The sequence below is a fragment of the Malaciobacter mytili LMG 24559 genome (assembly GCF_003346775.1).
Taxonomy (GTDB): Bacteria; Campylobacterota; Campylobacteria; order Campylobacterales; family Arcobacteraceae; genus Malaciobacter; species Malaciobacter mytili.
The window spans coordinates 2,516,817-2,540,876 of record NZ_CP031219.1 but is presented as its reverse complement, the minus strand read 5'-3'; the positions used below and the strand labels follow the sequence as shown (position 1 = coordinate 2,540,876).

The window sequence follows — 24,060 nt, the reverse complement described above, 5'->3', positions numbered from 1 at the left end:
GACAAAATGATTATTGCAGTAAAAAGAACTTCAAAAAAACGATTAATTATAAGAATACTATCTTTAATTGTACTATTTATAATGTTTACTGCTTATTATTTTCATATGAGTGAAAAATATGCTATTGAAGAGAAAGAAAAACAGCTTACTCAAATAGAAGATGATAAAGCTTTTGAAGAAAAAACTAAAAAGCAAAAAATAGAAAAACTTATATATAGAGAAGTTGAGAGTGCTGTTGATTTAATAGGACAATTAAAAGTTAGAAATGTAAAAATAATCTCTAAAAAAATAGTAATAGTATGTGACCCTGATACAAATATTGATCCACTATTAGTAAGATATGGAACTTTAGCCTTAGTTAAAAGAACTCTTGATGATATTAAAATTGCAATTGATTTAGAGTATATAGTAGAAAGTAAATATAATGAAGAATAAAAAAATTGTTTTTTCATTGTTAATCCCTTTTGTTTTTATAGGGTGTGCAAAAAATGAAAAGCTAGATTTTACTAAACCTGAAATGCAGCTACCAAAGCAATCTAAAGTAGTTGAAAGAAAAAAAGGCTCTTTATATACAAGAAGTGGTCCCTCACTATTTGCTGATAAAAAAGATTTACAAATTGGTGATATAATCCAAGTAAAAATTAGTGAATCTTTAAGTTCTGATACAAAAAATAAAAGAGAATTAACACGAAATGATAATACAAGTCTAGGAGGAGGATTAGTTACTCCTATGAATGGTAATATTTTAAGTGGAACTGTTCAAAAGTATGCAGATAAATTTAATAGAGTTGCAGGGGTAAATTTTAATACAGAAAATACAAGCTCAAATAAAGGTGAAGTAAAAAGTTCTTTAGATGAGTCTTTTTCAACAACAGTTTCAGTAATAATTCAAGAAACTTATCAAAATGGTAACTATTTTATTAGAGGAGAGAAAGAACTTTTAATTGATGGCCAAAAACAAGAAGTAATTATTACAGGAGTAATCAGGCCTTATGATATAACTCCGGATAATTCAATTTCTTCTTCTCAAATAGCCAATTTAAAGGTACTTTATAAAAAGAATGGTGAGGAAAAAGATGTAATGCATACCCCATGGGGTACAAAAATTATACAAGCAATTTGGCCTTTTTAAACTAACTTTAAGAATTGTAATGTGATAATTAGTAAAATTATCATAGAAAAGGAGTATTTATGCTAAATGCATTAAATGTAGCACAGTCTGGTCTTTATGCTTCTAAAATAGCAGTAGAGAATGTTTCTAATAATATAGCAAATGAAAATACTCCTGGATATAAAAAAAGAGTAATTGACCAAACAGAACTTGAACATTTAGATTCAAGATTCTATGGTAGAGGGGTACAAGCTAGCGGAGCTTATAGAATTACTTCAATTTATATGTCTCAAAATCTTATGAGAGAAACAACAAGAGAAAGTTACTATACTCAAAGAAATGAGATGTTAGGTGATATTGAAGCAATTTTTAAAGAGACAGATACAAGTGGTTTATCAAAAGATTTAACTAGGTATCTTCAATCAATTGAAAATTTAAGATCAAGCCCTAATTCTGAAATCTATAAATCAGATTTAATTACTCATGGTAGTTTATTAGTTAATAGTATGAAAACTCTATATGAAGATATAGAAAAAGCGGAAGCTTTAACTAAAACTTCTATGCAAGACAATGTTAATAATGTAAATGCCATTTTAAAAGAAATTGGAAAAATAAATGAGCAATTAGGACAGCATAAAATTGCTTCTAATGATTTATTAGATAGAAGAGATCAATTAGAATTAGAGTTATCTAAATATGCAAATATATCTTCAGAAGATATAAATGGAACATATACTCTTAAAATTGGTAATGTTGTTGCCATAGGTAATAATACAGTTATTAGGGATATAACAGTTGAAGATAGTTTTACTCCACAACAAGATAGATACTTAAATTCAGATGGTAAAACAAGTTCTATTTTAAATGGGGTAACTTTTGATAATGATGATACAATTACTTATAAATTAAATAATACTTCAGAAGTATCTATACAATATGGAGAATCAATTGATATAGATGGTGATGGAACTTTTGAAACGGTTGATGAAACTAATTATTTAAGAGCTTTAGTATCTAAAATTAACAATGACCCAGAATTATCAAAAACTGTTGTTGCTTATAATGGTACTTATACAAAAAATCCTGATGGAAGTAAAACAACAAATGATTTACAAGATAACTATTTATTAATAGAAGCTAAAGATCCAGGAGAAGCAGGAAATTTTAATGGAAGAATAGTTGTAACGGAGCAAACAGATATTAATGACCCTACAACTGTAACAAATAAATCAAAAGTTTACAGGGATGAACATCAAAGTAAAGATGGAGAAAATAGCGTTCAAATTTATGCTTTTGATGCGCCTATATCTATCTCTTCTGGGGTATTAAAAGCTCAAAGTGAAAATTTAACAACAGATTCTTATAACAATAAGTTTACTGTATATAAAGATAAATTAGATGCCCTTGCACGAACTTTAAGTGATATTACTGATAAGTTTGTTAAAACAGGAGATACTACTTATATAGAAGGTGAAATTTCAACAGATGGATATACGGGAGATCAAAATAATATTATCTCTGTAGGATTATTCTCTGGAGGAAATGTAAAAACTTTAACCTTCAATGAAAAAAATGTACATAATCTAGACCAAACAAAACTAGATTATCTAGCAACTTTACAATGGAAAAATAATATTTCTTTTGAAGGTAAAGGACAAGATATTGCAGGTGTTAATGCCTCTTCTTTTTCAGAATTCTATCAAGAACTTAGAATAAATGTTTCTTCTGATAAAGAGAGTAATAACTTTTTATTAAAGACTCAAAAGGCTGTTACACAATCTGTTCAAAGTAGTTATGATAATTTGACAAAAGTTGATAAAGATGAAGAGATGTTGAACTTAATTAAGTTTCAATCGGCATATACTGCAAATGCTAAAATAGTTACAGTAATTGATGAAATGTTACAAACTATTTTAGGGTTAAAAAGATAATAGGAGTTTATCATGGCTGAAGGAATTTTAGGATTAGGAAGTGGTCAAAGTACAGCTTTAAACCAAGAATTAATTGATAAATTAAAAGCAGCAGAGAGAAAAGCACAAGTTGAACCTCTTGAAACAAGTTTAGAAAATTTGGGTATAGAAAGAGAAAAATTTACAGAAATTCAAAATAAATTAAATGAATTATTAGAAGCTATTAAGCCTTTTGACTTATTTGTTTCTGGTGGAACAGATGCTTTTGAACAAAAAGCTGCTTCTACAACAGGTGATTCAGTAATTTTTGAAGCACCAGATGTTTCTAAATTAAATAATGGTATTACAACTGTAAATATCTCAAAACTTGCACAAAAAGATGTTTTTCAATCAAATGTAATTGATACTACAACAAAAAATGGAACTGTTGATGCAGGAACATTGGATATTACAATTGGTGGGACTACTACTTCATTTGATACAGCTGGAAAAACTTATCAAGAGTTAGCTGATGAAATTAATAGTAAAACAGGAATGAGTGCTAGTTTAGAACAAGTGGGTAGTGACTCTTATAGACTGATAATTAAAAGTAGTGATACTGGTCTTGATAATGCTATTACAATAACAGGACAAGCTAGTCAAGCTTTAGGTTATACAACTGATGGTACAATAGAAAATGCAACAAATCATATCTTAAAAGCTCAAAATCTTGAAGCAACAATTGATGGTGTTGATTATAATGTATCTTCAAATGTTATTACAGTTGATGGAGGATTAAAAATCACTGCACTTAAATTGGGTGAAGCTTCAATTAATATAAGTGATGATAAAGCTCAAATTTCAACACAAGTAAATTCATTTGTTGATAAATATAATGAATTTGTAACAATGCTTGATGAAGCAATTTCAAATCAAGATTTACAAATTTCTGATAAATCTGCATTAAGAAACTTACAAAGTGCAATTAAAGAAAAGATTTTTGGTCAATATGGAACTGATGATAAATCTTTATTTAATTATGGTTTTGAAGTTGATAAAGAAGGGAAATTAAGTGTTAATACAACAGATTTTCAAGCGGCAATTGATAATGATTTTGAAGGATTAAAAGATTTATTTATTGGTAAAGCAGAAGCAAAAGGGTTAGGTACACAATTAAAAGAGTTCTTAACTGATACTACTTTATCAGAAGGTATTGTAGGAAGATATGATACTTTTTTAACTGAAAGAAAAAAGACTTTAACAACAGAAAAAGATAATGCTGTTGAATCTTTAGATAATAAATATAGACAATTAGCTTTACAATTTGCTCAATATAGTGCAATTATTTCTCAAATGGAAAATTCATTTTCTGGTTTAAAACAAATGATTTTACAATCTACTGCACAAAACTAAAAATAGGCTAAATAATCTTTAGCCTATTTGAACTTTCCCCTAACATAACTAAATTTAAGTAAATATATAATATACTAAACTCTTTAAGAACAAAGACTTTTGGAGTTATTTAATGGGAATTGAAGCTTACCAACAACATAGTGCTGTATCTGATGATCCGTATGTATTGATATTAAAGCTTTATGAAGGATTACTAAAGTATCTATCTTTTGTAAAGAATGCAATGGAAAATGGTGATGTAGAACAAAAGTTTACATATATAAATAAATCAATTGCAATCTTCGATGAATTAAGAAATGTTTTAGATTTTGATGGAGGAGATGTTGCATATTATTTAGATGGTCTTTATTTATATCAAATTGAGACTTTATTCTCTGCTGGAATTGATGATAATGTAAACTCTATAAATCAAGTAATGAAAGTAACTCAAGGTTTAATTGACGCATGGAAAGACGAAACTGGTCTTTAAAAGCATTAAGTGAGTTAAATTATATTGACTCGCTTGATTCAGAACAAAAAGCTGATGGCCTAGTGCGATGGCATAATGAATATTTTACTACAAATACTATAAATGATTTTGATTTAGAAATTAATGACTTAGAAAGATTATCAGAACTTATTTTTAAAAATATAAATTTTTTAAAATCTTATCGAGATGAAACAAGAATTGAATTAACAAATACTAAAAAATTAAAAGAGTTTGCTAAAAATAAATAGCTAAATCTTTTAAAATCTCTTTTGGCATAATCCCTTTAGAAAAAAGATAACTTCTTAATAATTTAGGTATTTTAAAAACTCTACACTCTTCTTTAAATTTTTTACTCATAGTATCTTTTATATATGGGCAAATCCAAATAGTTTTTTCTTGGATACAAATAGCAAATTTATTTGAAATTACACTTTGCTGTTGTTTTAAAATCTCATCTCTTTGTGCTTTGGAAATAAGTATTCCAACTCTTTTTAAACATTTATCTATTACTTTTATATTTAAATTTTTATCTTTTAAATTTTTAAAAATAAAAAGTTGTTCTTTTTGATAAATAGGTTCTAATTGTATATTTAAAGAGTCTAAATCATTTTGCATATATTCAAAACTTCTTAAAACTCCTTGTTTAAAATTTTGTAAAAATTTATCACTAAAGTTATGTCTAAAATAGTTTCTTTTATATTTTTCATCAAAGTTAGTATTATCTATAAAGTATTTGATTTGATTTTCTATTAGATAGCTTTCTAACTCTTCTTTAGAGATATTAAGTAGAGGTCTGCTTATAGTATAAAATTCTCTTTTTTGATACTCCTGTAGGCCTAAAAGTTCAAATACTCCTGCGCCTTTAGATAACTGCATAAAAAACCACTCTAATTTATCATTTAATTGATGAGCAGTAATTAAAGTCTCATAAGAAAACTCTTTTATAATATTTTCAAAAAAACTATATCTAATATCCCTTGCAACTTTTTCAAAATTGCTAATTTCTTCATACTCTAGTTCTTTTAAAAAGATTTTTTTATTATATTTTTTTGCAAGTTCTTTTGCATATAAAACTTCTTTTTTAGATTGTTCTCTTTGATTATAATTTACAATTGCAATATCAAATTCTATTTTATTTTCAAGTAGTAAAAAAAATAAAGCTGTAGAATCAACACCAGCAGAAAAAGCCAATAGGTTTCTGCTTGTGTTAAGTTTTTTTAAATTTAGTTGCATTTTTCAATAACTGTAGCTATAAGTTTATCACCTACAAGTTCAGTGATTTTAACTTTATACATTTTTCCAAATTCAATTTGTTCTTCAAGTTCATTATCATTGATATAAATCTCTCCATCTATATCACAAGCCCAAAGAGTTTTTCTAGCACTTAATAAATATTCATGCTCTTGACTCTCTCCATCAATATAAACCTCAAAAACTTTTCCAACTTCATTTTCTAAGCTCTCTTGTGTAGTTGAAGCAATAATTTCTCCCAAAATCTCTGCTCTTTCATCAATAAGTTCTTGTTCTACTTTATCTTCTCTTTCAAAAGCAGTTGTTCCTTCTTCATCAGAATATGAAAATACATTTGCTCTATCAAATTTAAACTCTTTAACATAAGAGCATAACTCTTCAAAATCTTCTTGTGTTTCCCCTGGGTGTCCCACAATAAAAGTTGTTCTTACAAAAGAGTTAGGTTTTGATTTCATATGTTGCATTAATTCTCTTAATTTTTCAACTCCTTTACCTCTTTTCATAATTTTTAAAACAGAAGCCGAGATATGTTGTAAAGGCATATCAAAATAGTTTAAAAATACTTTAGAATCAGCAATTTTATCAATTAGTTTTAAAGTAGTAGTTGAGGGATATAAATATAAAATTCTAGCTGTTTTAATACCTTCTATTTTTTCCACTTCATCTATTAATCTTTCAAGTCCATCATTAATACCTAAATCTCTTAAAAATGAAGAACTATCTTGTGAAACAAATGTAAAATCACAGTATCCTTTAGCAACTAAAGCTTTTACTTCTTTTACTAGTGATTCTAAAGTTCTTGAGTGTAATTTACCTTTAAAGCTTGGAATTGCACAAAAAGAACATGTTTGGTTACATCCTTCACTTAGTTTAATATAAGCATGGTAATTAGACCCAGAAATTACCCTTTCATTTGTCTCATTTTGTAAAAATACTTCATTTGTAAAGTTTGATCTTTTTTCATTTACAAGTTGGTCTATTTTATCATAGTCACCAACTCCTGTAAATACATCAATTTCTGGTAACTCTTTTTGTAATTCTTCTTTATATCTTTCACTTAAACAACCTGCCATTACTAAAACAGATTCATCTTTTCTTTCTTCATGTAAATTTAAAATAGTATTAATACTCTCTTCTTTTGCACTATCAATAAATCCACAAGTATTTACTATAATTACATCGGCATTTTGAGCATCATCTGTAAGTTTATAATCACTTAATTTACCTAGCATTACTTCAGAATCTACTAGATTCTTTGTACAGCCTAAACTTACCATATGTAAAGTTTTTTGTGGTTTTTGCGTTGAAAATTTCATATGTTATTTTTTACCTCAATTTTTTCGTGATTTTATCATAATTTTTATTATAAAGTTTAGATAATAGTTTTATTAAACAAAATCTCAACTTTTGATAATATTAAACAATTAAATTAAATAAAGGAGTTTTTATGCAAGTGTATAAACATGGTCTTAGTATTGGTATAAATAGAATAGATAATGAGTTTTATTTGGCTTTAAAGGCTATTGGTAAATTAACTCATGAAGATTATGAAAAAATCACTCCAATGATTGATAATGCTTTAAATGGTGTAAAAGATGCAAAAGTTAAAGTATTTATAGATGCAACACAACTTGAAGGATGGGAATTAAGAGCTGCTTGGGATGATTTTAAACTAGGATTAAAACATAATAATGAGTTTGAAAAAATCGCAATTTATGGAAATAAAAAATGGCAAGAATATATCTCAAAAATAGCTTCTTGGTTTATTCAAGGTGAAGTTAAATTCTTTGAAAGTGAAGAAGAAGCTATTTTATGGCTAAAAGTATAGTATTTTATAACCAAAGATTATCTAGTAGTCTAGTATTACCAAATCTAGCCACTACTAGGATAATTGTATTTGATAATTCTACTTGTGTTAATTCTTCAAAATTTCTATTAACAACAGCAATATATTCTATATCAAGACCACTCATAACCTCTTTCATAGTAGCTTTAATAGTTTCAACATTTAGTTGTTTTTTACCTACTAATTCTCCCGCTTTTCTTAAAGATTTTGAGATTTTTAAAGCTTCACTTCTTTGCTCAGGAGTTAAATATACATTTCTACTACTCATAGCAAGACCATCACTTTCCCTTACTATATCACATGCAATAATATTTATATCTAAAAATAAATTTTTAACCATTTGAATAATTAGTGATAATTGCTGTGCATCTTTTTTACCAAAATAAGCATTAGTTGGTTTTACTAAATTAAATAGCTTTAAAACTACTTGTAACACTCCATCAAAGTGTCCAGGTCTAGTCTCTCCTTCTAGAACATAACTTCTATTTGGAGCTTTTATTAAAACCTCTTCTTTTTCATACATTGTAGTAATTTTTGGCATAAATAAATAATCAACTTTGCACATTTGACAGATTTTTTTATCTGCTTCATCCCGTCTTGGATATTTATCTAAATCTTCCCCTGGCAAAAATTGAGTAGGATTTACAAAAATAGAGACAATTACAATATCATTTTCAGCTCTTGCTTTTTTTATTAGTGAAATATGTCCATCGTGTAATGCTCCCATTGTTGGGATAAAACCAACTGAAGAAGAGATTTCTTTTCTTACTTCTTGTAACTCTTCAATTGTTGTTAAAATTTTCAACTCTTTTCCTTATTCATTATAATTTGGATTTAGTTTTAAAAGCACTAAATCAGCTAATATATTTCCAAGTAGTGTTAAAAACGCACCAATAATTAAAATCCCCATAATTACGGGGTAATCATGTGCTAAAGCACTCTTATAAAAAAGTAAACCCATTCCATCAATAGAAAAAATTGATTCTAAAATTACACTTCCCCCTATAATCCCAGGTAGTGATAATCCAAGTAGTGTAATTACTGGTGGATAAAGATTTGGCAAAATATAGTATCTTAAAATTTGTTTTTTGCTTAAATTTCTACTTTTTGCAAAAAAAATATAATCAGATTTTAAAATTTCCACAACTAATGACCTAATATATAAAGTCAAGCTTCCAATTCCACCAAATACAATTACAAAAATAGGCATAATTAAATGCCAAACTAAATCTAAATAATAATTTAAACTTCCATCATTTGCAACTGAACTAAGACCTGCTATTGGAAGTAACTCTAAATTTACCGCAAAAACTAAAATAGCTATTAGTGCTAGATAAAAAGAGGGCATAGCAAAACTAAGAAGTGAAAGTTGTGTTGAAAATCTATCAAAAAAGCTATTTTTACTTATTGCTGATTTTATTCCTAAATATAAAGAAATAATAAAAATAAAAATCATTGAAGTAATATTTAAAGCAAGAGTAATTGGTAATCTACTTAAAATTTCTTCTTTTACTAAAGTTCCACTAGAAAATGAAATACCAAAATCCAATTGTAAAATAGCCCAAAGCCAAGAAAAATATTGTATATATAAAGATCTATCCAAACCATAAACGGCCTTTAATTGCTCAATTGCTTCTTGAGTAATATTTGGATTTAGCTCTCCACTTGCAAAAAATGAGTTTGGAGCTAAACTAATAGCAAGAAAAGAGATAAGGCTAATAATAAATAGCATAATGATTAGGTATAATATTTTTTTTAGTGCAATTTTCATAGTTGTATTATACACAAAGATAGGTTTAAAAAATGATTGGAATTGATGTAACTTCTATAAATAGAATAAAAAGAATGTATGAAAGATTTGGGCAAAGAGCTTATGAAAGATTTTTAAGTGAAGATGAAATTGCCTTGATTAAAAGAGTAGAGACTGCTGCTGGATTTTGGGCTGCTAAAGAAGCAGCAAGTAAAGCAATTGGCACAGGTATTGGAAGAGAGTGTGGTTTTCACGATATAAAAATCTCTAAAAGTGCCCTTGGTGCACCAAAGCTAAAATATAAAAAAGAAATAAGAAAAAAATATAAAATTAAAAAATCATATCTTTCAATTACTCATGACGAAGGAATAGTAATAGCAGTAGTACACAATACTAAAAAGTAACTACTGCTTTTTTGCAAGATACCTTTCAAGTATAATTTTAGCAGCGATAGAATCAACTCTTCCATCTCTTTTATACTTTATATCTCCTTTGATTAAATCTTCGGCTTCAATAGAACTCATATTTTCTTCAAAATATGCAACTTCTATTTCAAGTTCAAGTAAATTTACAAAGTGTTTTATTCTTCTTTGCATCTCTTCACTAGCACTTGGATAACCAACTATTAGTTTTTCAATTTCCCACTCTTTTAAAAAAGCTTTTACTTCATTTGCCGCTTGGTTTCTGTTTTTTCTTAAAATAGCAACTTGAGGTGTTACTATATTTGAAGCAAGACAAAGCGCAACACCTATTCTTTTTAAACCTATATCAATACTAGCTAATTTCAATCTAAAATCTCATCAGCTAAATCAAATCTATTTGCAGTCATTAAGTGGATTTTTGGATGTAATCTTCTTAATTCATCAAAAATATTTTTACTTAGTTGCATACCTACTTTATACTCTTCTTCTTCAGATATTTGATTTGCTGCTTCTAGTTTATCAATCCACTCTTGTGGTACATGAATACCCGGAACTTGAGCAGATAAAAATAGGGCTGTTCTTAGTTTAGTTATAGGGAAAACTCCAAAAATAAGTTGAGCTTTTTTCTTATTTCCTGTTACTTCTTCTTTTGCCAATTCAAAAGTTTCTAAAAGTTTTTTTGCATTATCTATATCAAAAACAGGTTGTGTGATAATTCCCACTGCACCATTTTGAATCTTATTGTGCATCTTTTTTTGTAAAGAACTAAAGTTTTTTGCATAAGAGTTTGAAACTGCAAAAGGGTATATTTGTTTTGGCTCAATTTTAAAAGGTCTTCCTGCCATATCCATACCATAATTAAATGATTTAATCATTTTTAAAAGCATAGAAGAGTTTGACTCAAATACTCCTTTTGTATGTGGTTGGTCACTCATTTTTGCAGGGTCACCTGTAAGGGCCAAAATAGCTCTAACATCAAACTCATTTGCTCCTAATAAATCAGATTGTAAAGAGATTTTATTTCTATCTCTCATACTCATAGTTGCTATTACAGGTTTTTTAAATTCTTGTTGCAGTCTTATACTTGCAAATAGTGCGTTATATTTTAATTTTGCTAAAGGATTATCTGTTGTTGAGAAACCATCAACTCTATTTTGTAAATCAAATTTTTTAATTTTTTCAATAATATTGTGCATTGTTGGTTCATGTTGAGGTGTTGTCTCAAGTGTTAAGTATTTATCCTCTTGTAACTTTTGTATCAGTATTTCAAACATTGAAAAACTATCCTTTTAGTATATTTTAGATATTATTATACCCTTTAAAGAATAAAAGTATTTATCTAACTAGGAAAAATAGGTATGAAATTAGCAGTTTTTGATTTTGATTCTACATTGATGGATGGGGAAACAATCGATTTTTTAGCAAAACCTTTAGGACTTGAAGAAAAAGTTGCAAAGATTACTGAAGAAGCGATGGCAGGAAGATTGGATTTTTTTGAATCTTTAGTTGAAAGAGTATCTTTACTAAAAGGTTTAGAATATAAAAAAGCAGTGGAAATATGTAAAGACTTACCACTTATGCCAGGAGCTTATGAAACTGTAAGTGAGCTTAAAAAAATGGGATATAAAGTTATTTGTTTCTCAGGTGGATTTAGAATTGGAACAACTCCTGCAAAAGAAAAGCTAGGATTAGATGCAGATTTTTCAAATATTTTACATGAAAAAAATGGAATCTTAACTGGTCTTGTAGGTGGCGATATGATGTTTGGTTTTTCAAAAGGGGATATGATTCAAAGAGTGCAAGCGATGCTAGGAGTATCAATTGAAAATACTTTAGTTGCAGGAGATGGGGCAAATGATGTAAGTATGTTTCCTTATGCTGCTAAAAAAGTAGCTTTTTGTGCAAAAGAAGTATTAAAAAAAGAAGCAAATATTATTATTGATAAAAAAGACTTAACTGAAATTTTAAATAGTATTTAATACAAGGAGAAGAAAATGAGTTTAAAAGAGGATATAAACTTTTCATTATGGTGCGATTTTATAGAAAGAGATTTCTTAGAAAATAAATTTCAAACTATAATTAATGATAAGATAATTCATGGAGCAACTTCAAATCCAGCTATTTTCGAATCATCAATTTCAAATTCAACTGCTTATAGACAACAACTTGATATGCTAAAAGCAAATGAACCAAAAACAATTTATGAAGAGTTAGCAGTTAGGGATATTAAAAGAGCAGCTGAGCTTTTAAAACCTTTATATGATGAAGATAACAATGATGGATTTGTATCTTTAGAAGTTGATCCAACACTTTGTGATGATGCACAAGGTACAATTGAAGAAGGACTTAGACTAAATTCATTAATAAATTGTGAGAATGTAATGATAAAAGTTCCAGCAACAAAAGCTGGGTATATTGCTATGAAAGAGCTTACTTCTCAAGGTATTCATGTTAATGCAACACTAATCTTTTCAGTTGAACAAGCAATAGAGTGTGCAAAAGCATTAGATGCAGGAATTAAAGAATCAAATAAAGATACAAAAGCTGTTATTTCTGTATTTGTTTCAAGATTTGATAGATTATGTGATGATTTATTTTCAAATAAGGGTCTAAAAAGATCGACTTTAGGAATAATGAATGCAACTAAGTGTTATCATGAAATAAATAAATTTGAAAATGAAAATATAAGAACACTTTTTGCAAGTACAGGAGTAAAAGGTGATGAGCTAGCACCAAGCTATTATGTTGATAATCTTTTATATCCAAACTCTGTAAATACAGCACCTTTAAATACAATTGAAGATTGGGTTAGTGATGGAGCAAAAGAAGCTTCAAAAATTCCAACTGAAGTTGAGTGTGATGAATATTTTAAAGAATTAAAAAAAGTTGATATTGAGATGAATAAAATTTACAATCAACTATTAACTGATGGGTTAGAAGCATTTAAAGTTTCATTTGCTGATTTATTACAAAAGTTAGCAAAATAGGTATATCAAAGCAATTTTATTAAGAAAGTTTGTGTTAAACTTTTTTAACTAGAATAAAAAGGGTTTATAATGAATAACTGGAGTCCAAGTAGCTGGAGAGATTTTCCAATAAAGCAACAACCAACTTATGCGGATTTAGAAAAATTAGCAAAAGTTGAAGCAGAATTAGCTTCATATCCTCCACTTATTTTTGCGGGAGAAGCAAGAAGCTTGAAAAATAAATTAGCTGATGTAGTAAATGGGAAGTCTTTTTTACTACAAGGTGGAGATTGTGCTGAGTCATTTAATGCATTTAATGCAAATAATATTAAAGATTTATTTAAAGTAATGATGCAAATGGCTGTTGTTCTTACTTTCTCAGGGGGATGTCCTGTGGTAAAAGTAGGAAGAGTAGCAGGTCAATTTGCAAAACCAAGAAGTGCAGATTTTGAAGAATTAAATGGTATCTCTCTTCCTTCATATAGAGGGGATATTGTAAATGGAATTGATTTTGAAGAAAAAGCAAGGGTTCCAAAACCTAAAAAACTTTTAAAAGCATATAATCAAAGTGCCGCAACACTTAACCTTTTAAGAGCTTTTTCAAGAGGTGGAATGGCTGATTTAAACCAAGTACATTCTTGGAATTTAGATTTCGTTAAAGATAATACTTTAGGTGAAAAATATGAGCAACTAGCAACTAAAATTGCTGAAGCTTTAAATTTTATGAAATCTTGTGGTATTACATCAGCAAATACAAATCAACTAAGTGAGACGACTTTATATACTTCTCATGAAGCTTTACTTTTAAACTATGAAGAAGCTTTAACAAGAAAAGACTCACTAACTGGCGATTGGTACAATTGTAGTGCTCATATGTTATGGATTGGAGATAGAACAAGAGGATTAAATGATGCCCATATTGAGTATTTTAGAGGTATTAAAAATCCAATTGGATGTAAAGTAGGTCCATCTATGCAAGAAGATGAACTAATAAGACTAATTGATGCGCTTAACCCAGAAAATGAAGCAGGAAGATTAAATCTTATTGTAAGAATGGGTGCTGAAAAAATTGGTGATCATTTCCCTAAACTTCTTGCTAAAGTTAAAGCAGAAGGTAGAAATGTACTTTGGTCAAGTGACCCAATGCATGGAAATACTATAAAAGCTGAAAATGGATATAAAACAAGAGATTTTGCTGCAATTTTAAAAGAAGTTGAGCAATTCTTCCAAATTCATAAAGCTGAAGGTACATATGCAGGTGGAATTCACTTAGAAATGACAGGTCAAAATGTAACTGAGTGTACAGGGTCTTGTTCTTCTGCTGTTACTCAAGAAGCACTTGCAAGTAGATACCATACTCAATGTGACCCAAGATTAAATGCAGACCAAGCTTTAGAGTTAGCATTTATGATTGCTGATACATTAAAAGAAGCAAGAAAAGGATTATAAAAGAGGAACTCCTCTTTTATATAAATATTGATTTATACTCTTCTTCGTTAAAGCCTACAATAACACTATTTTCAAACTCAATAATAGGTCTTTTTATAAGCATTGTTTCTTTACAAAGCCATTCAAACTTACCATTTTCATCTAAGTTTAAATCTTTTAATTTTAAAGTTCTATAAGTTGTGCCTTTATTGTTAAATACTTTATCAATAGAACTTTTTTCTACCCAGCTTTTTATTTTTTCATTTGAAGGTTGCTCTTTTTTTAAATCAAAGAATTCAATTTCAAGATTGTTTTCTTTAAAAAACTTAAGAGCTTTTTTTACGCTATCGCAGTTTTTTATACCATAAACTATAATCATAATTACTCAATGATTTTTGGAACTATAAAATAACCATCTTCTGATTTTGGAGCATGTTCTAAAATATGTTTAGCTCTTTGTAGGTCTTGAGTAGAAATATCTTCTCTTAAAGGTGTCCCACCTTCAACAGTATTAAATGTTGCATCAATATTACTTACATCAATTTCATTTAAATTTTCTACAAAGTTAATAATATCTGCAAGTTCAGATTTAAGTTTTTCTTTTCTTGAATCATCAATTTCTAAGCTAGATAGTTTTGCTAATTTTTCAATTAATTTATCATCAACTGTCATTTTTTTCCTTCACGAAGTTTAAATTGCCAGTATTATATCTAAAAAGAGTTTGTTAAGGGTTTAATCAAAAAAAACTATCAAAAAAAGTTATAAATTTTTATTTGACACTATTTAAAAGAAAAATATTAAATAAAAAAATGACACTTAAAAATTATTTTAAATATAATAAATCTTAAATAAAGGGATTTAAAAGGGTTATTTTAAGGTTATTTTAAAATTATTCTAATCTTTTATTTATTTTACTTAAAAATATTATTATAAAAATTATGTTATTATAGTGTCATTAATAATTGGAGTTTTGTTAATCATAATGTCAAATTTAATAGATACATATAAAAATTATGAAATTGATTTAGAAAAAGTAACTTGTTTATTTAAAAAAGATAATTATGAAATCTTTTGGCTGGGAATAGATAATGAAACAGCTTTTAGATGCAATGTTTATTTAATTAAAAGTGGTAATGAAGCTATTATTGTAGACCCAGGAAGTAGAGCTTTTTTTGAAGTTGTAAAAAAAAGAGCCTTACAAGTTGTAAAACTTGAAGAGATTAAAGCAATAATCGTATGTCATCAAGACCCTGATGTTTGTGCATCAATGATTGATTGGTTAGAAATTCTTCCTAACTTAAAAGTTATAACAACAGAAAGAACAAATGTTTTATTACCCCATTATGGAAAAGATGATTATGAGTTTTTTAATATAAATACATGTAAAAAATATATTTTTAAATCTGGAGAAGAATTAGAGTTTATAGAAGCTCCTTTTTTACATTTTTCAGGAGCTTTTGCCACATATGATAAAACTTCAAATTTTCTATTCTCAGGAGATATTTGGGCAGCACTTGATGTTGATTGGGAATTAGTTGTAAGTGATTTTGATAAACATATTTCTAATATGAATTTATTTCATATAGATTATATGGCATCAAATTTGGCCACAAGAGGGTTTGTAAATAAAATCAAAGATAAAAAAATCGAAGCTATTTTGCCTCAACATGGTTCAATTATAAATAGTGATTATGTTCAAGAGGCTTTAACATATCTAAAAGAGTTAAAATGTGGACTAGATATTATATATGGAGATATAAGTGGTTGCAAATGATGTAATTGATTTTGAAGTAGAGAATAAAAAGCTAAAAAGAAAAATCAAGCTTATGGAACAGACTTTAAATCAATTTAATTCTATTAAACAAAATTATGATTTTTTGATAAAAAAGTTAGAAGAAAAAGATAAAAATCTTAATGAAATAAATGAAAAGCTAGAAGAATTAGTAAAAGAAAGAACTAAAGATTTAGAATTAATAAATGAAAAACTTCAAAACAATCTTATTTTATTGGAGGAGCTTTCAACAACAGATGCTCTTACTTCTTTAAGAAATAGAAGAGGTTTTGATGAAATTTTTCTTCAAGAATTTAATAGAGCAAAAAGACAAAACTATGAATTTAACTTTTTATTAATTGATGTGGATTATTTTAAAAAATACAATGATACATATGGTCATGCAAAAGGTGATGAAGCTTTAGTTAGTGTAGGAAAAGTCTTAAATAGATATGCAAGAAGAGCAAATGATTTTGCTTTTAGGTATGGAGGAGAAGAGTTTGTTTATATAAGCTGTTTTCAAACAAGAGATGAAGTTTTAAAATTAGCAGAATCTATTCAACAAGCAATTTTAAAAGAGCAAATTGAGCACTTTTTAAATCCACATAAATATTTAACAGTCTCAATTGGTGCTATTGTTACTAAAGATAAAACTTTAACTAAAGAAGAAGTTTTTAAAATAGCTGATGAAAACTTATATATTTCAAAAGAAAGAGGAAGAAATAAGGTTACTATAACTAGCTTATAGTAACCCCTCTTTTTTCATAGAATTCTTTTCTAAACTCTTCCCATCTTTTTTCTAAAATAGCTTGTCTTGCCTGTCTCATTAGGTCTAAATAATAATGAATATTGTGCATTGAAGCTAATCTAAAATAAGTAATTTCACCTGCTCTAAATAAGTGATTTAAGTAGGCTTTATTAAAATTTTTACAAGTATAACACTCACAAGTTTCATCAATAGGTGTTGCATCTTCTTTATATGAAGCTTTTTTTATATTTACTCTTCCAAAGCTTGTAAATAATGTACCATTTCTAGCATTTCTTGTAGGCATAACACAATCAAACATATCCACTCCTCTGTGAATATTTTCTATTAAGTCTTCAGGTGTTCCAACTCCCATAAGGTATCTTGGTTTATCTTCTGGCATAAACTGTGTAGTCCACTCAACAGTATCATACATATCTTGATTTGGCTCTCCTACACTTAATCCACCAATTGCATATCCATCAAAATCAGTTAAAGCACAAAGTTGTTGGGCACTCATTTGTCTAAACTCTTTATCTGTTCCACCTTGAATAATAGCAAAAATATTTTGATTTACTCCAATTCCTTTTGCTTGTTGCTCTTTATGGTAAGTAATTGCCTCTTTTGCCCATTTAGTAGTTCGTTCTATAGATTTCTTAATTCTTTCTTTTGTATTTGGAAGTGCTACTAAATCATCTAATATCATCATAATATCACTACCTAAGTCATACTGTGTATCTAAAACACTTTGAGGAGTAAAGTAGTGCTTGCTTCCATCTATATGAGATCTAAACATAATTCCATTTTCATCAGGTTTTGAATTATCACTAAGTGAAAAGGCTTGAAATCCGCCACTATCAGTTAAAAATGAATTTGGAAATTTTGAAAAGCCATGAAGTCCACCAAATTTTTTTATTAGTTTACTTCCAGGTCTTAAATATAAGTGATAAGTGTTACCTAATATAATCTTAGCACCTAAACTTAACATATCATTTGCATCTAATGCTTTTACAGTTGCTTGAGTTCCCACTGGCATAAATACTGGTGTTAAGATTGTGCTATGAGCAGTTTTTATTGTACATGCTCTTGCTTTGTTTTGTGTTGCGTCTATAGTAAATTGCATCTAATAAATATCCTTATAAAATCTAAACGGATTGTATCAAATTTTTGGTAAAAGAAAATGATTAGAGATAAAAAGATATAATATCTACTATGAAAAAGATACTAGTTATATTAGATGGAATTGTTGCTAAAAACCTAATGCAAAGAATAGTTGAATCAAATACAGGTGAAAACTATTATGATATTGTTTATGTAAATGATGCAATAGTGCCACAACAAAAATTATCGAATTTTACTTTTTATAAGTTTGATCCAACATCAAAATCTAAACTAGCAATGGTTTTAGATAAAGATATTCATTATGAAGTATTGATTGTACTTAACTCAAAAGATGAAATGTTAAGTGTTATTGAAAATATAAAATCACACAAACATAATCTTCAAATGAATATTTTGGATTATTGGAATCTGGAAATTGATGATCCTTATATAAATGTATATAAAGGAATTGAAGTTTTAGCTAATGGAATGGTTGAGAGATTACCAAATATCCCTGTTGTTGCTCAAAATATTGGTCTAAAACATGGGGAAATTATGGAAATTAGAATTCCATTTGGAAGCTCTTATGCATATAGATATATTGGTTCAATAGAGCAAAAAAATTGGAGAATCTTTGCTTTATATAGAAATGAAAAATTAGAAGATTTAAAACCCTCACTAATTTTAAAACCAAATGATACGATTTTAGTAATTGGTGAACCAAAAGTATTAATGCAAGTATATAGTGCCATAGGTAAAACAAGAGGGCAATTTCCTATGCCTTTTGGACACAATTTATATTTATATTTAGACCTTTATCTTATGGCAAAAAATAGAGTGGAAAAAGCAGTTTATGAAGCAAAATATCTACATAAGCATCTAAAAAATAAAAAATTGATAATTAGAATTACAAGACCTACCACAGTAGGAATTATGGATTTTATTAAATCAGAATTTAAAAAAGATGAAACTGTTGAGATAATAATTGATTATCATAACTTAGGATTTTCAAAAATTAGAAGAATGGATTTTAAAAAGTTAGATATTGGTCTAATGATGCTTACAAATGAGATGTTTAAAAATAAAGAAATAGCTTCTGAATTAATAAATTCAAAAGTTCCTTTATTTAAACTAGGAAAAGAACCAATAGGTTCTACAAAAAATACTTTAATTGTATTAAATGATACAAAATCATATGAGCAAATTTCTCCTATTGTATTTGATGTATCAAGTCAATTAAAGACAAAAACAAAGATTTTTGATATGGACCCCGTAGGAGTAGAAGATAAATCAAAACTATTAGATCATTTTGAAAATCTATCTAAAATATTTAGTCAAAAAATCGAAGTTGTATCTTGTGAAAAAAATCCAATTAGACAACTTAGACAAGAGGAAAATATCTTACAGATTTTACCTTTAAAAAAGAGTATGTTTCAAAAGAGATTCTCTTGGAATTTCTTATATACAAACTCAGATTTAATATCTTTTGATATGTCAAAATATAACCAATTATTAATTCCAATTATTGAAGATTAAAGGAAATAGATGAATTTTGAAACTTATCCGTTTGAAAAGTTAAGTGCACTATTAGAAAATATAGAGCCAAATAAAGATTTTGAGCCTTCAGCTTTAACTATAGGAGAGCCACAGTTTGCTACTCCTTTATTTATTCAAAATGCTTTAAAAGATAGTTCAGATTTACTTAGAAAATATCCTGCAAGTGCGGGTATTCCTGAACTAAAAGAAGCTATGATAAATTTTGTATCAAAAAGATTTAATGTAAAGCTTTCAAAAGATGAAATAATTCCTACTTTTGGAACAAGAGAAGTTTTATTTAACTTTCCTCAATTTGCACTTTTTGATAAACAAAATCCTGTTATGGCTTTTACAAACCCTTTTTATCAAATTTATGAAGGTGCAGCAATTGCAAGTAGAGCTGAGGTAATACATTTAGATTTAAATAGTGAAAATAATTTTAAAGCAATACTTAGTGATGATGAACTAAAAAGATGTGATTTAGTTATTTTAAACTATCCAAATAACCCAACATCTGCAAAAATGCATATTGATGAGTTAGCTTTATGGGTTAAAAAAGCCTTAGAATTTGATTTTATTTTAGTAAATGATGAGTGTTATAGTGAGATTTTCTTTGATGAAAATGATAAACCTGTATCACTTTTAGAAGCTAGTATTAAAGCTGGAAATAGTGAGTTTAAAAATGTGCTTGTAATGAACTCTATTTCTAAAAGAAGTAGTGCCCCTGGACTTAGAAGTGGATTTATAGCGGGAGATAAACATATTTTAGAAGAGTATATGAAATATAGAACTTATGTGGGATGTGCAAGTCCTGTTCCTTTACAAAATGCAGCTGCAGTTGCTTGGAATGATGAAGTTCATGTACAAGAGTTTAGAAAAATCTATAAAGAAAACTTTGAAATAGCAAAAGAGATTTTAGGAATACAAACTCCACAAGCTACTTTTTATATTTGGCTTAAAGTAGAAGATGAATTAGAGTTTACAAAAGAGCTTTATAAACAAAAAAATATAAAAGTTCTTCCAGGAAGTTTCTTGGGAAGAAATGGTGCTGGAAAAGGATATGTAAGAATTGCCCTTGTTGAAAATGCACAAAAAACTAAAGAAGTATTAAAAAGATTGAAGGATTTTATTGATGGATAAATCAGAGTTAAATCAAGCAAGAACAAATCCTGATTTTTTAAACTACTTAGAACAAACAAGAGTAGATGCACTTAAAACAGAAAATATTTCTGCATTATATGAAGTTTTAGACTCTTTTTTAATCTTAGATTTAGATGAAGATAAGGTAAATGAAGTTTATGAAGCTATTTTAAAAATCTCTTTTTCAAAAGTAGAAGAGATAGTAAATAGTGGGAAAAAATTAGCTTTAAAAGAAGAACAACTTTTCTATGTAAGATCTTTTTATGAGCATGCCATAGAAAAATGGAGTTATGGTGATATAAAAGGTGCTAAACAACTTTTCTTTGTTTTATATAATATCTTAGATGATGAAAGATTGGAAGATGCCTTAAAAATCCATGTAATTGCACTTGCAAAAGGTATGGATTTAGATACTTTTTATGAGAAAAAAGTTGATATAAACAATGTATTAGAAGATGAAACACATGGTTATTTTATTGTTAATTTTAACTTTGCTCCAAAACTTTTTTTAAAAGAAAATGCTTCAATTTTAGAAAAAGAATATGAAAATTTAAAATATTTATTGGATTAATTATATGAATATACACTTTATTGGAATTGGTGGAATAGGTCTTTCTGCACTTGGTAGATTTTTAAAACATGATGGGCACTTTGTAAGTGGTTCTGATATGAAAAGCTCTCCTATTACACAACAACTTGAACAAGAGGGAATAAAAGTAATTACTCCTCATAATGCTTCAATTATTGATAATCAAGATATAGTTATCTACTCAGCAGCTGTAAAACAAAATAATGTTGAAGTTATAAAAGCTTTAAAAAATGGGATTAAAACAATTCCAAGAAAAGAGGCTTTGCCTATTGTTTTAGGTGATAAGAAAAACTATTGTGTAGCAGGAGCTCATGGAAAAAGTACAACAACTGCTATTTTGGCTTCTATTTTAAAAAGTTCGACTTTAATAGGTGCAATTTCAAAAGAGTTTGATTCTAACTTTCGATATGTGGATGATCTTGTTGCTTTTGAAGCAGATGAGAGTGATGGAAGTTTTTTACTTTCTAATCCTTACTGTGCAATAGTTACAAATGCTGAACCAGAACATATGGAGTATTATAATTATGATTTAAAAAGATTTTATCATGCTTATGAATCATTTTTAAAAATTGCAAAAATAAGAGTAATAAATGCTGAAGATGAGTTTTTATCAACTTTAGATATAGATGCTATAAAACTTCATCCAAGTGTTGATATTACGGAAGTTTCATATACTTTAAAAAATGGTGAACCTTATACTAAATTTCATTTAAAAGATTTAGGTGAGTTTGAAGTTTGGGGATTTGGTTATCATATTGCAATAGATGCTTCTTTAGCAATTCTTGCTGCATTAAATGAACTACCTTTAGTTGAAATAAAAGAGAATATTAAAAACTATAAAGGTATTAAAAAAAGATTTGATATTGTACATAAAAGCGAACAATTTGTTGTAATAGATGATTATGCACACCATCCAACAGAAGTTGCAGCTACTATGAAATCTGTCTCTTTATACTCAAATTTAAAAAATATGGAAAAAATAGTTGTTGTTTGGCAACCACATAAATATAGTAGAACAGTAAGCAATCTTGAAGAGTTTAAAAAATGTTTTAATGGCTGTGATGCTTTAGTAATCTTACCTGTATATAGTGCTGGTGAAGAAATAGTGGAAATAGACTTTGAAAAAGAGTTTGCTTCTTATAATCCTATTTTTGTAGATAAAGTTGAAGCAGTAGATAAAGAAATACATCTAATAAAAGATGAAAAAGTTGTTTATAAATATAGTGATGGGATTGTATTAGGCGTTGGTGCTGGAGATATAACTTATCAATTAAGAAAAAAATAATTAGTTTTGCCCTAATATATAAAAAAGATATTGAGATTTTTTATATAAGTAGGGCAGAATATGAAAATTTTAGTTAGAGAATATATAAAAAAAGAATCTACTGCGGGAATAATTTTAATTTTTGTTACTATTATTGCACTTCTTTTTAGAAACTCTTTTTTTTCAGATTTTTATGATGCTTTACTAAAAACTACAATAAAATTTCAATTTGGCGAAATACTACTTATAGAAAAACCTCTTATTTTATGGATAAATGATGGACTTATGACTGTTTTTTTTCTTCTTATTGGGTTAGAAATAAAAAGAGAGTTATTAGCTGGGCATCTTTCTTCTGTATCTAAAATAGCACTTCCCGCAATTGCAGCAGTTGGAGGGATGATTGTCCCTGCTTTAATCTTTATAGTTTTTAATTATGATAATGAATTTGCCATGAGAGGTTGGGCAATTCCCACTGCAACTGATATTGCTTTTGCTTTGGGAATTTTATCTTTATTGGGTAAAAGAATACCTGTTTCCTTAAAAATATTTTTAATGGCTTTAGCTATTTTTGATGATTTGGGAGCTATTTTAATTATTGCGATTTTTTATACTGATGATTTATCAATGCTTTCATTTTTAGCAGCTTTTAGTTGTTTAGTGGTATTAATCATTATGAATAGATTAAATATTATAAGACCAACAGCATATATTTTAGTAGGTATTATTCTTTGGGTATCTGTTTTAAAATCAGGAGTGCATGCCACACTTGCTGGTATAATCTTAGCTTTTACTATTCCTTTATCTATAAAAAATGATAAAAATAAAGCAGTTTCTCCTTTAAAAAACTTAGAACATAATCTTCACTTTTGGGTTGCATTTACTATTTTACCTATTTTTGCTTTTGTAAATGCGGGAGTAAATTTAAAAGGTTTATCTTTCGAACAGGTTTTTACACCTGTTTCTTTAGGAATTATTTTAGGATTATTTTTAGGTAAACAATTGGGTGTTATGCTTTTTGTATTTTTAGCTGTAAAACTAAATCTAGCTGCACTTCCTAGATGCTCTACATGGTTACAAATGTATGGTGTTTCTGTATTAACTGGTATTGGTTTTACTATGAGTTTATTTATTGATTCTTTAGCTTACCAAGATTCAAATATTTATGCTTATACTGATAAATTAGCAATATTAATTGGCTCAATTCTTTCTGGAGTTTTAGGATATTTTATTCTAAAATATGCAAAAAGTAAAAAATTCTGCTTTATATAAAAGAGAAATTTTATAAAATATACAAATTATTTAAATTTTTTTTAAAATTTTTTTAAAAAAAATCTTATATAAAATAATCTTCCAAATAACCAATAAAAAA

27 protein-coding genes are annotated in these 24,060 nt (G+C 27.6%); 18 read left to right on the top strand and 9 right to left on the bottom strand.

Annotated elements, in window-relative coordinates:
- Positions 1-6: 6 nt before the first annotated feature.
- The 6 genes from AMYT_RS12395 to AMYT_RS12370 all read left to right on the top strand — a co-directional run bounded on the left by AMYT_RS12395 (position 7) and on the right by AMYT_RS12370 (position 5,130).
- A complete protein-coding gene (locus AMYT_RS12395) occupies positions 7-435 on the top strand; it encodes a hypothetical protein (RefSeq protein WP_114842836.1) in 429 nt (142 codons plus the stop codon).
- A complete protein-coding gene (locus AMYT_RS12390) occupies positions 425-1,132 on the top strand; it encodes a flagellar basal body L-ring protein FlgH (RefSeq protein ID WP_114842835.1) in 708 nt (235 codons plus the stop codon). Before AMYT_RS12395 ends, AMYT_RS12390 begins: the two co-directional genes overlap by 11 nt.
- A gap of 59 nt (positions 1,133-1,191) precedes the next feature.
- Positions 1,192-3,042 carry a flagellar hook-associated protein FlgK gene (locus tag AMYT_RS12385; RefSeq protein ID WP_114842834.1) on the top strand — a complete coding sequence of 617 codons (1,851 nt, stop codon included), beginning with the start codon at positions 1,192-1,194 and terminating at the stop codon, positions 3,040-3,042.
- A 12-nt stretch (positions 3,043-3,054) separates the two neighbouring features.
- Positions 3,055-4,413, top strand: coding sequence for a flagellar filament capping protein FliD (gene fliD, locus AMYT_RS12380; protein WP_114842833.1), 1,359 nt, complete (start codon positions 3,055-3,057; stop codon positions 4,411-4,413).
- Between the two features lie 112 nt (positions 4,414-4,525).
- The gene (gene fliS / locus AMYT_RS12375) at positions 4,526-4,882 is read left to right on the top strand and encodes a flagellar export chaperone FliS (RefSeq protein ID WP_114842832.1); all 357 of its coding nucleotides are present in this window, start codon (positions 4,526-4,528) and stop codon (positions 4,880-4,882) included.
- The gene (locus AMYT_RS12370; protein WP_114842831.1) at positions 4,858-5,130 is read left to right on the top strand and encodes a hypothetical protein; all 273 of its coding nucleotides are present in this window, start codon (positions 4,858-4,860) and stop codon (positions 5,128-5,130) included. Before fliS ends, AMYT_RS12370 begins: the two co-directional genes overlap by 25 nt.
- Here AMYT_RS12370 and tilS read toward each other — a convergent pair.
- Both tilS and rimO read right to left on the bottom strand, forming a co-directional pair.
- The gene (gene tilS, locus AMYT_RS12365) at positions 5,117-6,115 is read right to left on the bottom strand and encodes a tRNA lysidine(34) synthetase TilS (protein WP_114842830.1); all 999 of its coding nucleotides are present in this window, start codon (positions 6,113-6,115) and stop codon (positions 5,117-5,119) included. The genes AMYT_RS12370 and tilS overlap by 14 nt on opposite strands.
- Positions 6,106-7,449 carry a 30S ribosomal protein S12 methylthiotransferase RimO gene (gene rimO / locus AMYT_RS12360; protein ID WP_114842829.1) on the bottom strand — a complete coding sequence of 448 codons (1,344 nt, stop codon included), beginning with the start codon at positions 7,447-7,449 and terminating at the stop codon, positions 6,106-6,108. The genes tilS and rimO overlap by 10 nt, the downstream gene beginning before the upstream one ends.
- Before the next feature lie 131 nt (positions 7,450-7,580).
- On the opposite strand from rimO, the gene AMYT_RS12355 reads away from it, so the two are divergent.
- Complete coding sequence (locus AMYT_RS12355) at positions 7,581-7,961, top strand: SpoIIAA family protein (protein WP_114842828.1); 381 nt, start codon at positions 7,581-7,583, stop codon at positions 7,959-7,961.
- A gap of 4 nt (positions 7,962-7,965) precedes the next feature.
- On the opposite strand, the gene panC is transcribed toward AMYT_RS12355, so the two are convergent.
- Positions 7,966-8,784: a pantoate--beta-alanine ligase gene (gene panC / locus AMYT_RS12350; protein WP_114842827.1), complete on the bottom strand. Its 819-nt coding sequence runs from the start codon at positions 8,782-8,784 to the stop codon at positions 7,966-7,968.
- 9 nt (positions 8,785-8,793) lie between these two features.
- The gene (locus tag AMYT_RS12345; RefSeq protein WP_114843202.1) at positions 8,794-9,750 is read right to left on the bottom strand and encodes an ABC transporter permease; all 957 of its coding nucleotides are present in this window, start codon (positions 9,748-9,750) and stop codon (positions 8,794-8,796) included.
- Between the two features lie 32 nt (positions 9,751-9,782).
- Between AMYT_RS12345 and acpS the strand changes: the two genes are divergently transcribed.
- On the top strand, positions 9,783-10,133 hold the full coding sequence (gene acpS, locus AMYT_RS12340) for a holo-ACP synthase (protein ID WP_114842826.1): 351 nt from the start codon (positions 9,783-9,785) through the stop codon (positions 10,131-10,133).
- On the opposite strand, the gene ruvX is transcribed toward acpS, so the two are convergent.
- Positions 10,134-10,517, bottom strand: a complete 384-nt coding sequence (gene ruvX / locus AMYT_RS12335; protein WP_114842825.1) for a Holliday junction resolvase RuvX — start codon at positions 10,515-10,517, stop codon at positions 10,134-10,136.
- The gene (locus tag AMYT_RS12330; RefSeq protein ID WP_114842824.1) at positions 10,514-11,425 is read right to left on the bottom strand and encodes a methylenetetrahydrofolate reductase; all 912 of its coding nucleotides are present in this window, start codon (positions 11,423-11,425) and stop codon (positions 10,514-10,516) included. The genes ruvX and AMYT_RS12330 overlap by 4 nt, the downstream gene beginning before the upstream one ends.
- 84 nt (positions 11,426-11,509) lie before the next feature.
- Between AMYT_RS12330 and serB the strand changes: the two genes are divergently transcribed.
- The 3 genes from serB (at position 11,510) to AMYT_RS12315 (ending at position 14,566) form a co-directional block, all read left to right on the top strand.
- The gene (gene serB / locus AMYT_RS12325) at positions 11,510-12,130 is read left to right on the top strand and encodes a phosphoserine phosphatase SerB (RefSeq protein WP_114842823.1); all 621 of its coding nucleotides are present in this window, start codon (positions 11,510-11,512) and stop codon (positions 12,128-12,130) included.
- Positions 12,131-12,145: 15 nt separating this feature from the next.
- Positions 12,146-13,138 carry a transaldolase gene (locus AMYT_RS12320; RefSeq protein ID WP_114842822.1) on the top strand — a complete coding sequence of 331 codons (993 nt, stop codon included), beginning with the start codon at positions 12,146-12,148 and terminating at the stop codon, positions 13,136-13,138.
- Positions 13,139-13,207: 69 nt separating this feature from the next.
- Positions 13,208-14,566 carry a class II 3-deoxy-7-phosphoheptulonate synthase gene (locus AMYT_RS12315; protein WP_114842821.1) on the top strand — a complete coding sequence of 453 codons (1,359 nt, stop codon included), beginning with the start codon at positions 13,208-13,210 and terminating at the stop codon, positions 14,564-14,566.
- 16 nt (positions 14,567-14,582) lie between these two features.
- On the opposite strand, the gene AMYT_RS12310 is transcribed toward AMYT_RS12315, so the two are convergent.
- Complete coding sequence (locus AMYT_RS12310) at positions 14,583-14,924, bottom strand: arsenate reductase family protein (RefSeq protein WP_114842820.1); 342 nt, start codon at positions 14,922-14,924, stop codon at positions 14,583-14,585.
- Between the two features lie 2 nt (positions 14,925-14,926).
- On the bottom strand, positions 14,927-15,217 hold the full coding sequence (gene gatC, locus AMYT_RS12305) for an Asp-tRNA(Asn)/Glu-tRNA(Gln) amidotransferase subunit GatC (RefSeq protein ID WP_114842819.1): 291 nt from the start codon (positions 15,215-15,217) through the stop codon (positions 14,927-14,929).
- Positions 15,218-15,527: 310 nt separating this feature from the next.
- Here gatC and AMYT_RS12300 point away from each other — a divergent pair, with 310 nt between their 5' ends.
- Both AMYT_RS12300 and AMYT_RS12295 read left to right on the top strand, forming a co-directional pair.
- The gene (locus tag AMYT_RS12300; RefSeq protein WP_114842818.1) at positions 15,528-16,319 is read left to right on the top strand and encodes an oxygen-binding di-iron domain-containing protein; all 792 of its coding nucleotides are present in this window, start codon (positions 15,528-15,530) and stop codon (positions 16,317-16,319) included.
- Positions 16,306-17,064 (top strand): GGDEF domain-containing protein, encoded by a 759-nt coding sequence (locus tag AMYT_RS12295; protein ID WP_114842817.1) that lies wholly within the window; start codon positions 16,306-16,308, stop codon positions 17,062-17,064. Before AMYT_RS12300 ends, AMYT_RS12295 begins: the two co-directional genes overlap by 14 nt.
- On the opposite strand, the gene tgt is transcribed toward AMYT_RS12295, so the two are convergent.
- Positions 17,054-18,184 (bottom strand): tRNA guanosine(34) transglycosylase Tgt, encoded by a 1,131-nt coding sequence (gene tgt, locus AMYT_RS12290; RefSeq protein ID WP_114842816.1) that lies wholly within the window; start codon positions 18,182-18,184, stop codon positions 17,054-17,056. The genes AMYT_RS12295 and tgt overlap by 11 nt on opposite strands.
- Before the next feature lie 89 nt (positions 18,185-18,273).
- Here tgt and AMYT_RS12285 point away from each other — a divergent pair, with 89 nt between their 5' ends.
- The 5 genes from AMYT_RS12285 to nhaA are packed head-to-tail and all read left to right on the top strand — an operon-like array spanning position 18,274 to position 23,960.
- Positions 18,274-19,698 carry a COG3400 family protein gene (locus AMYT_RS12285; protein ID WP_114842815.1) on the top strand — a complete coding sequence of 475 codons (1,425 nt, stop codon included), beginning with the start codon at positions 18,274-18,276 and terminating at the stop codon, positions 19,696-19,698.
- 9 nt (positions 19,699-19,707) lie between these two features.
- A complete protein-coding gene (locus AMYT_RS12280) occupies positions 19,708-20,838 on the top strand; it encodes a succinyldiaminopimelate transaminase (protein ID WP_114842814.1) in 1,131 nt (376 codons plus the stop codon).
- Positions 20,831-21,409 (top strand): hypothetical protein, encoded by a 579-nt coding sequence (locus AMYT_RS12275; RefSeq protein ID WP_114842813.1) that lies wholly within the window; start codon positions 20,831-20,833, stop codon positions 21,407-21,409. The genes AMYT_RS12280 and AMYT_RS12275 overlap by 8 nt, the downstream gene beginning before the upstream one ends.
- A gap of 4 nt (positions 21,410-21,413) precedes the next feature.
- A complete protein-coding gene (gene murC / locus AMYT_RS12270) occupies positions 21,414-22,712 on the top strand; it encodes a UDP-N-acetylmuramate--L-alanine ligase (protein ID WP_114842812.1) in 1,299 nt (432 codons plus the stop codon).
- Between the two features lie 60 nt (positions 22,713-22,772).
- Positions 22,773-23,960: a Na+/H+ antiporter NhaA gene (gene nhaA, locus AMYT_RS12265; RefSeq protein WP_114842811.1), complete on the top strand. Its 1,188-nt coding sequence runs from the start codon at positions 22,773-22,775 to the stop codon at positions 23,958-23,960.
- Positions 23,961-24,060: the final 100 nt, after the last annotated feature.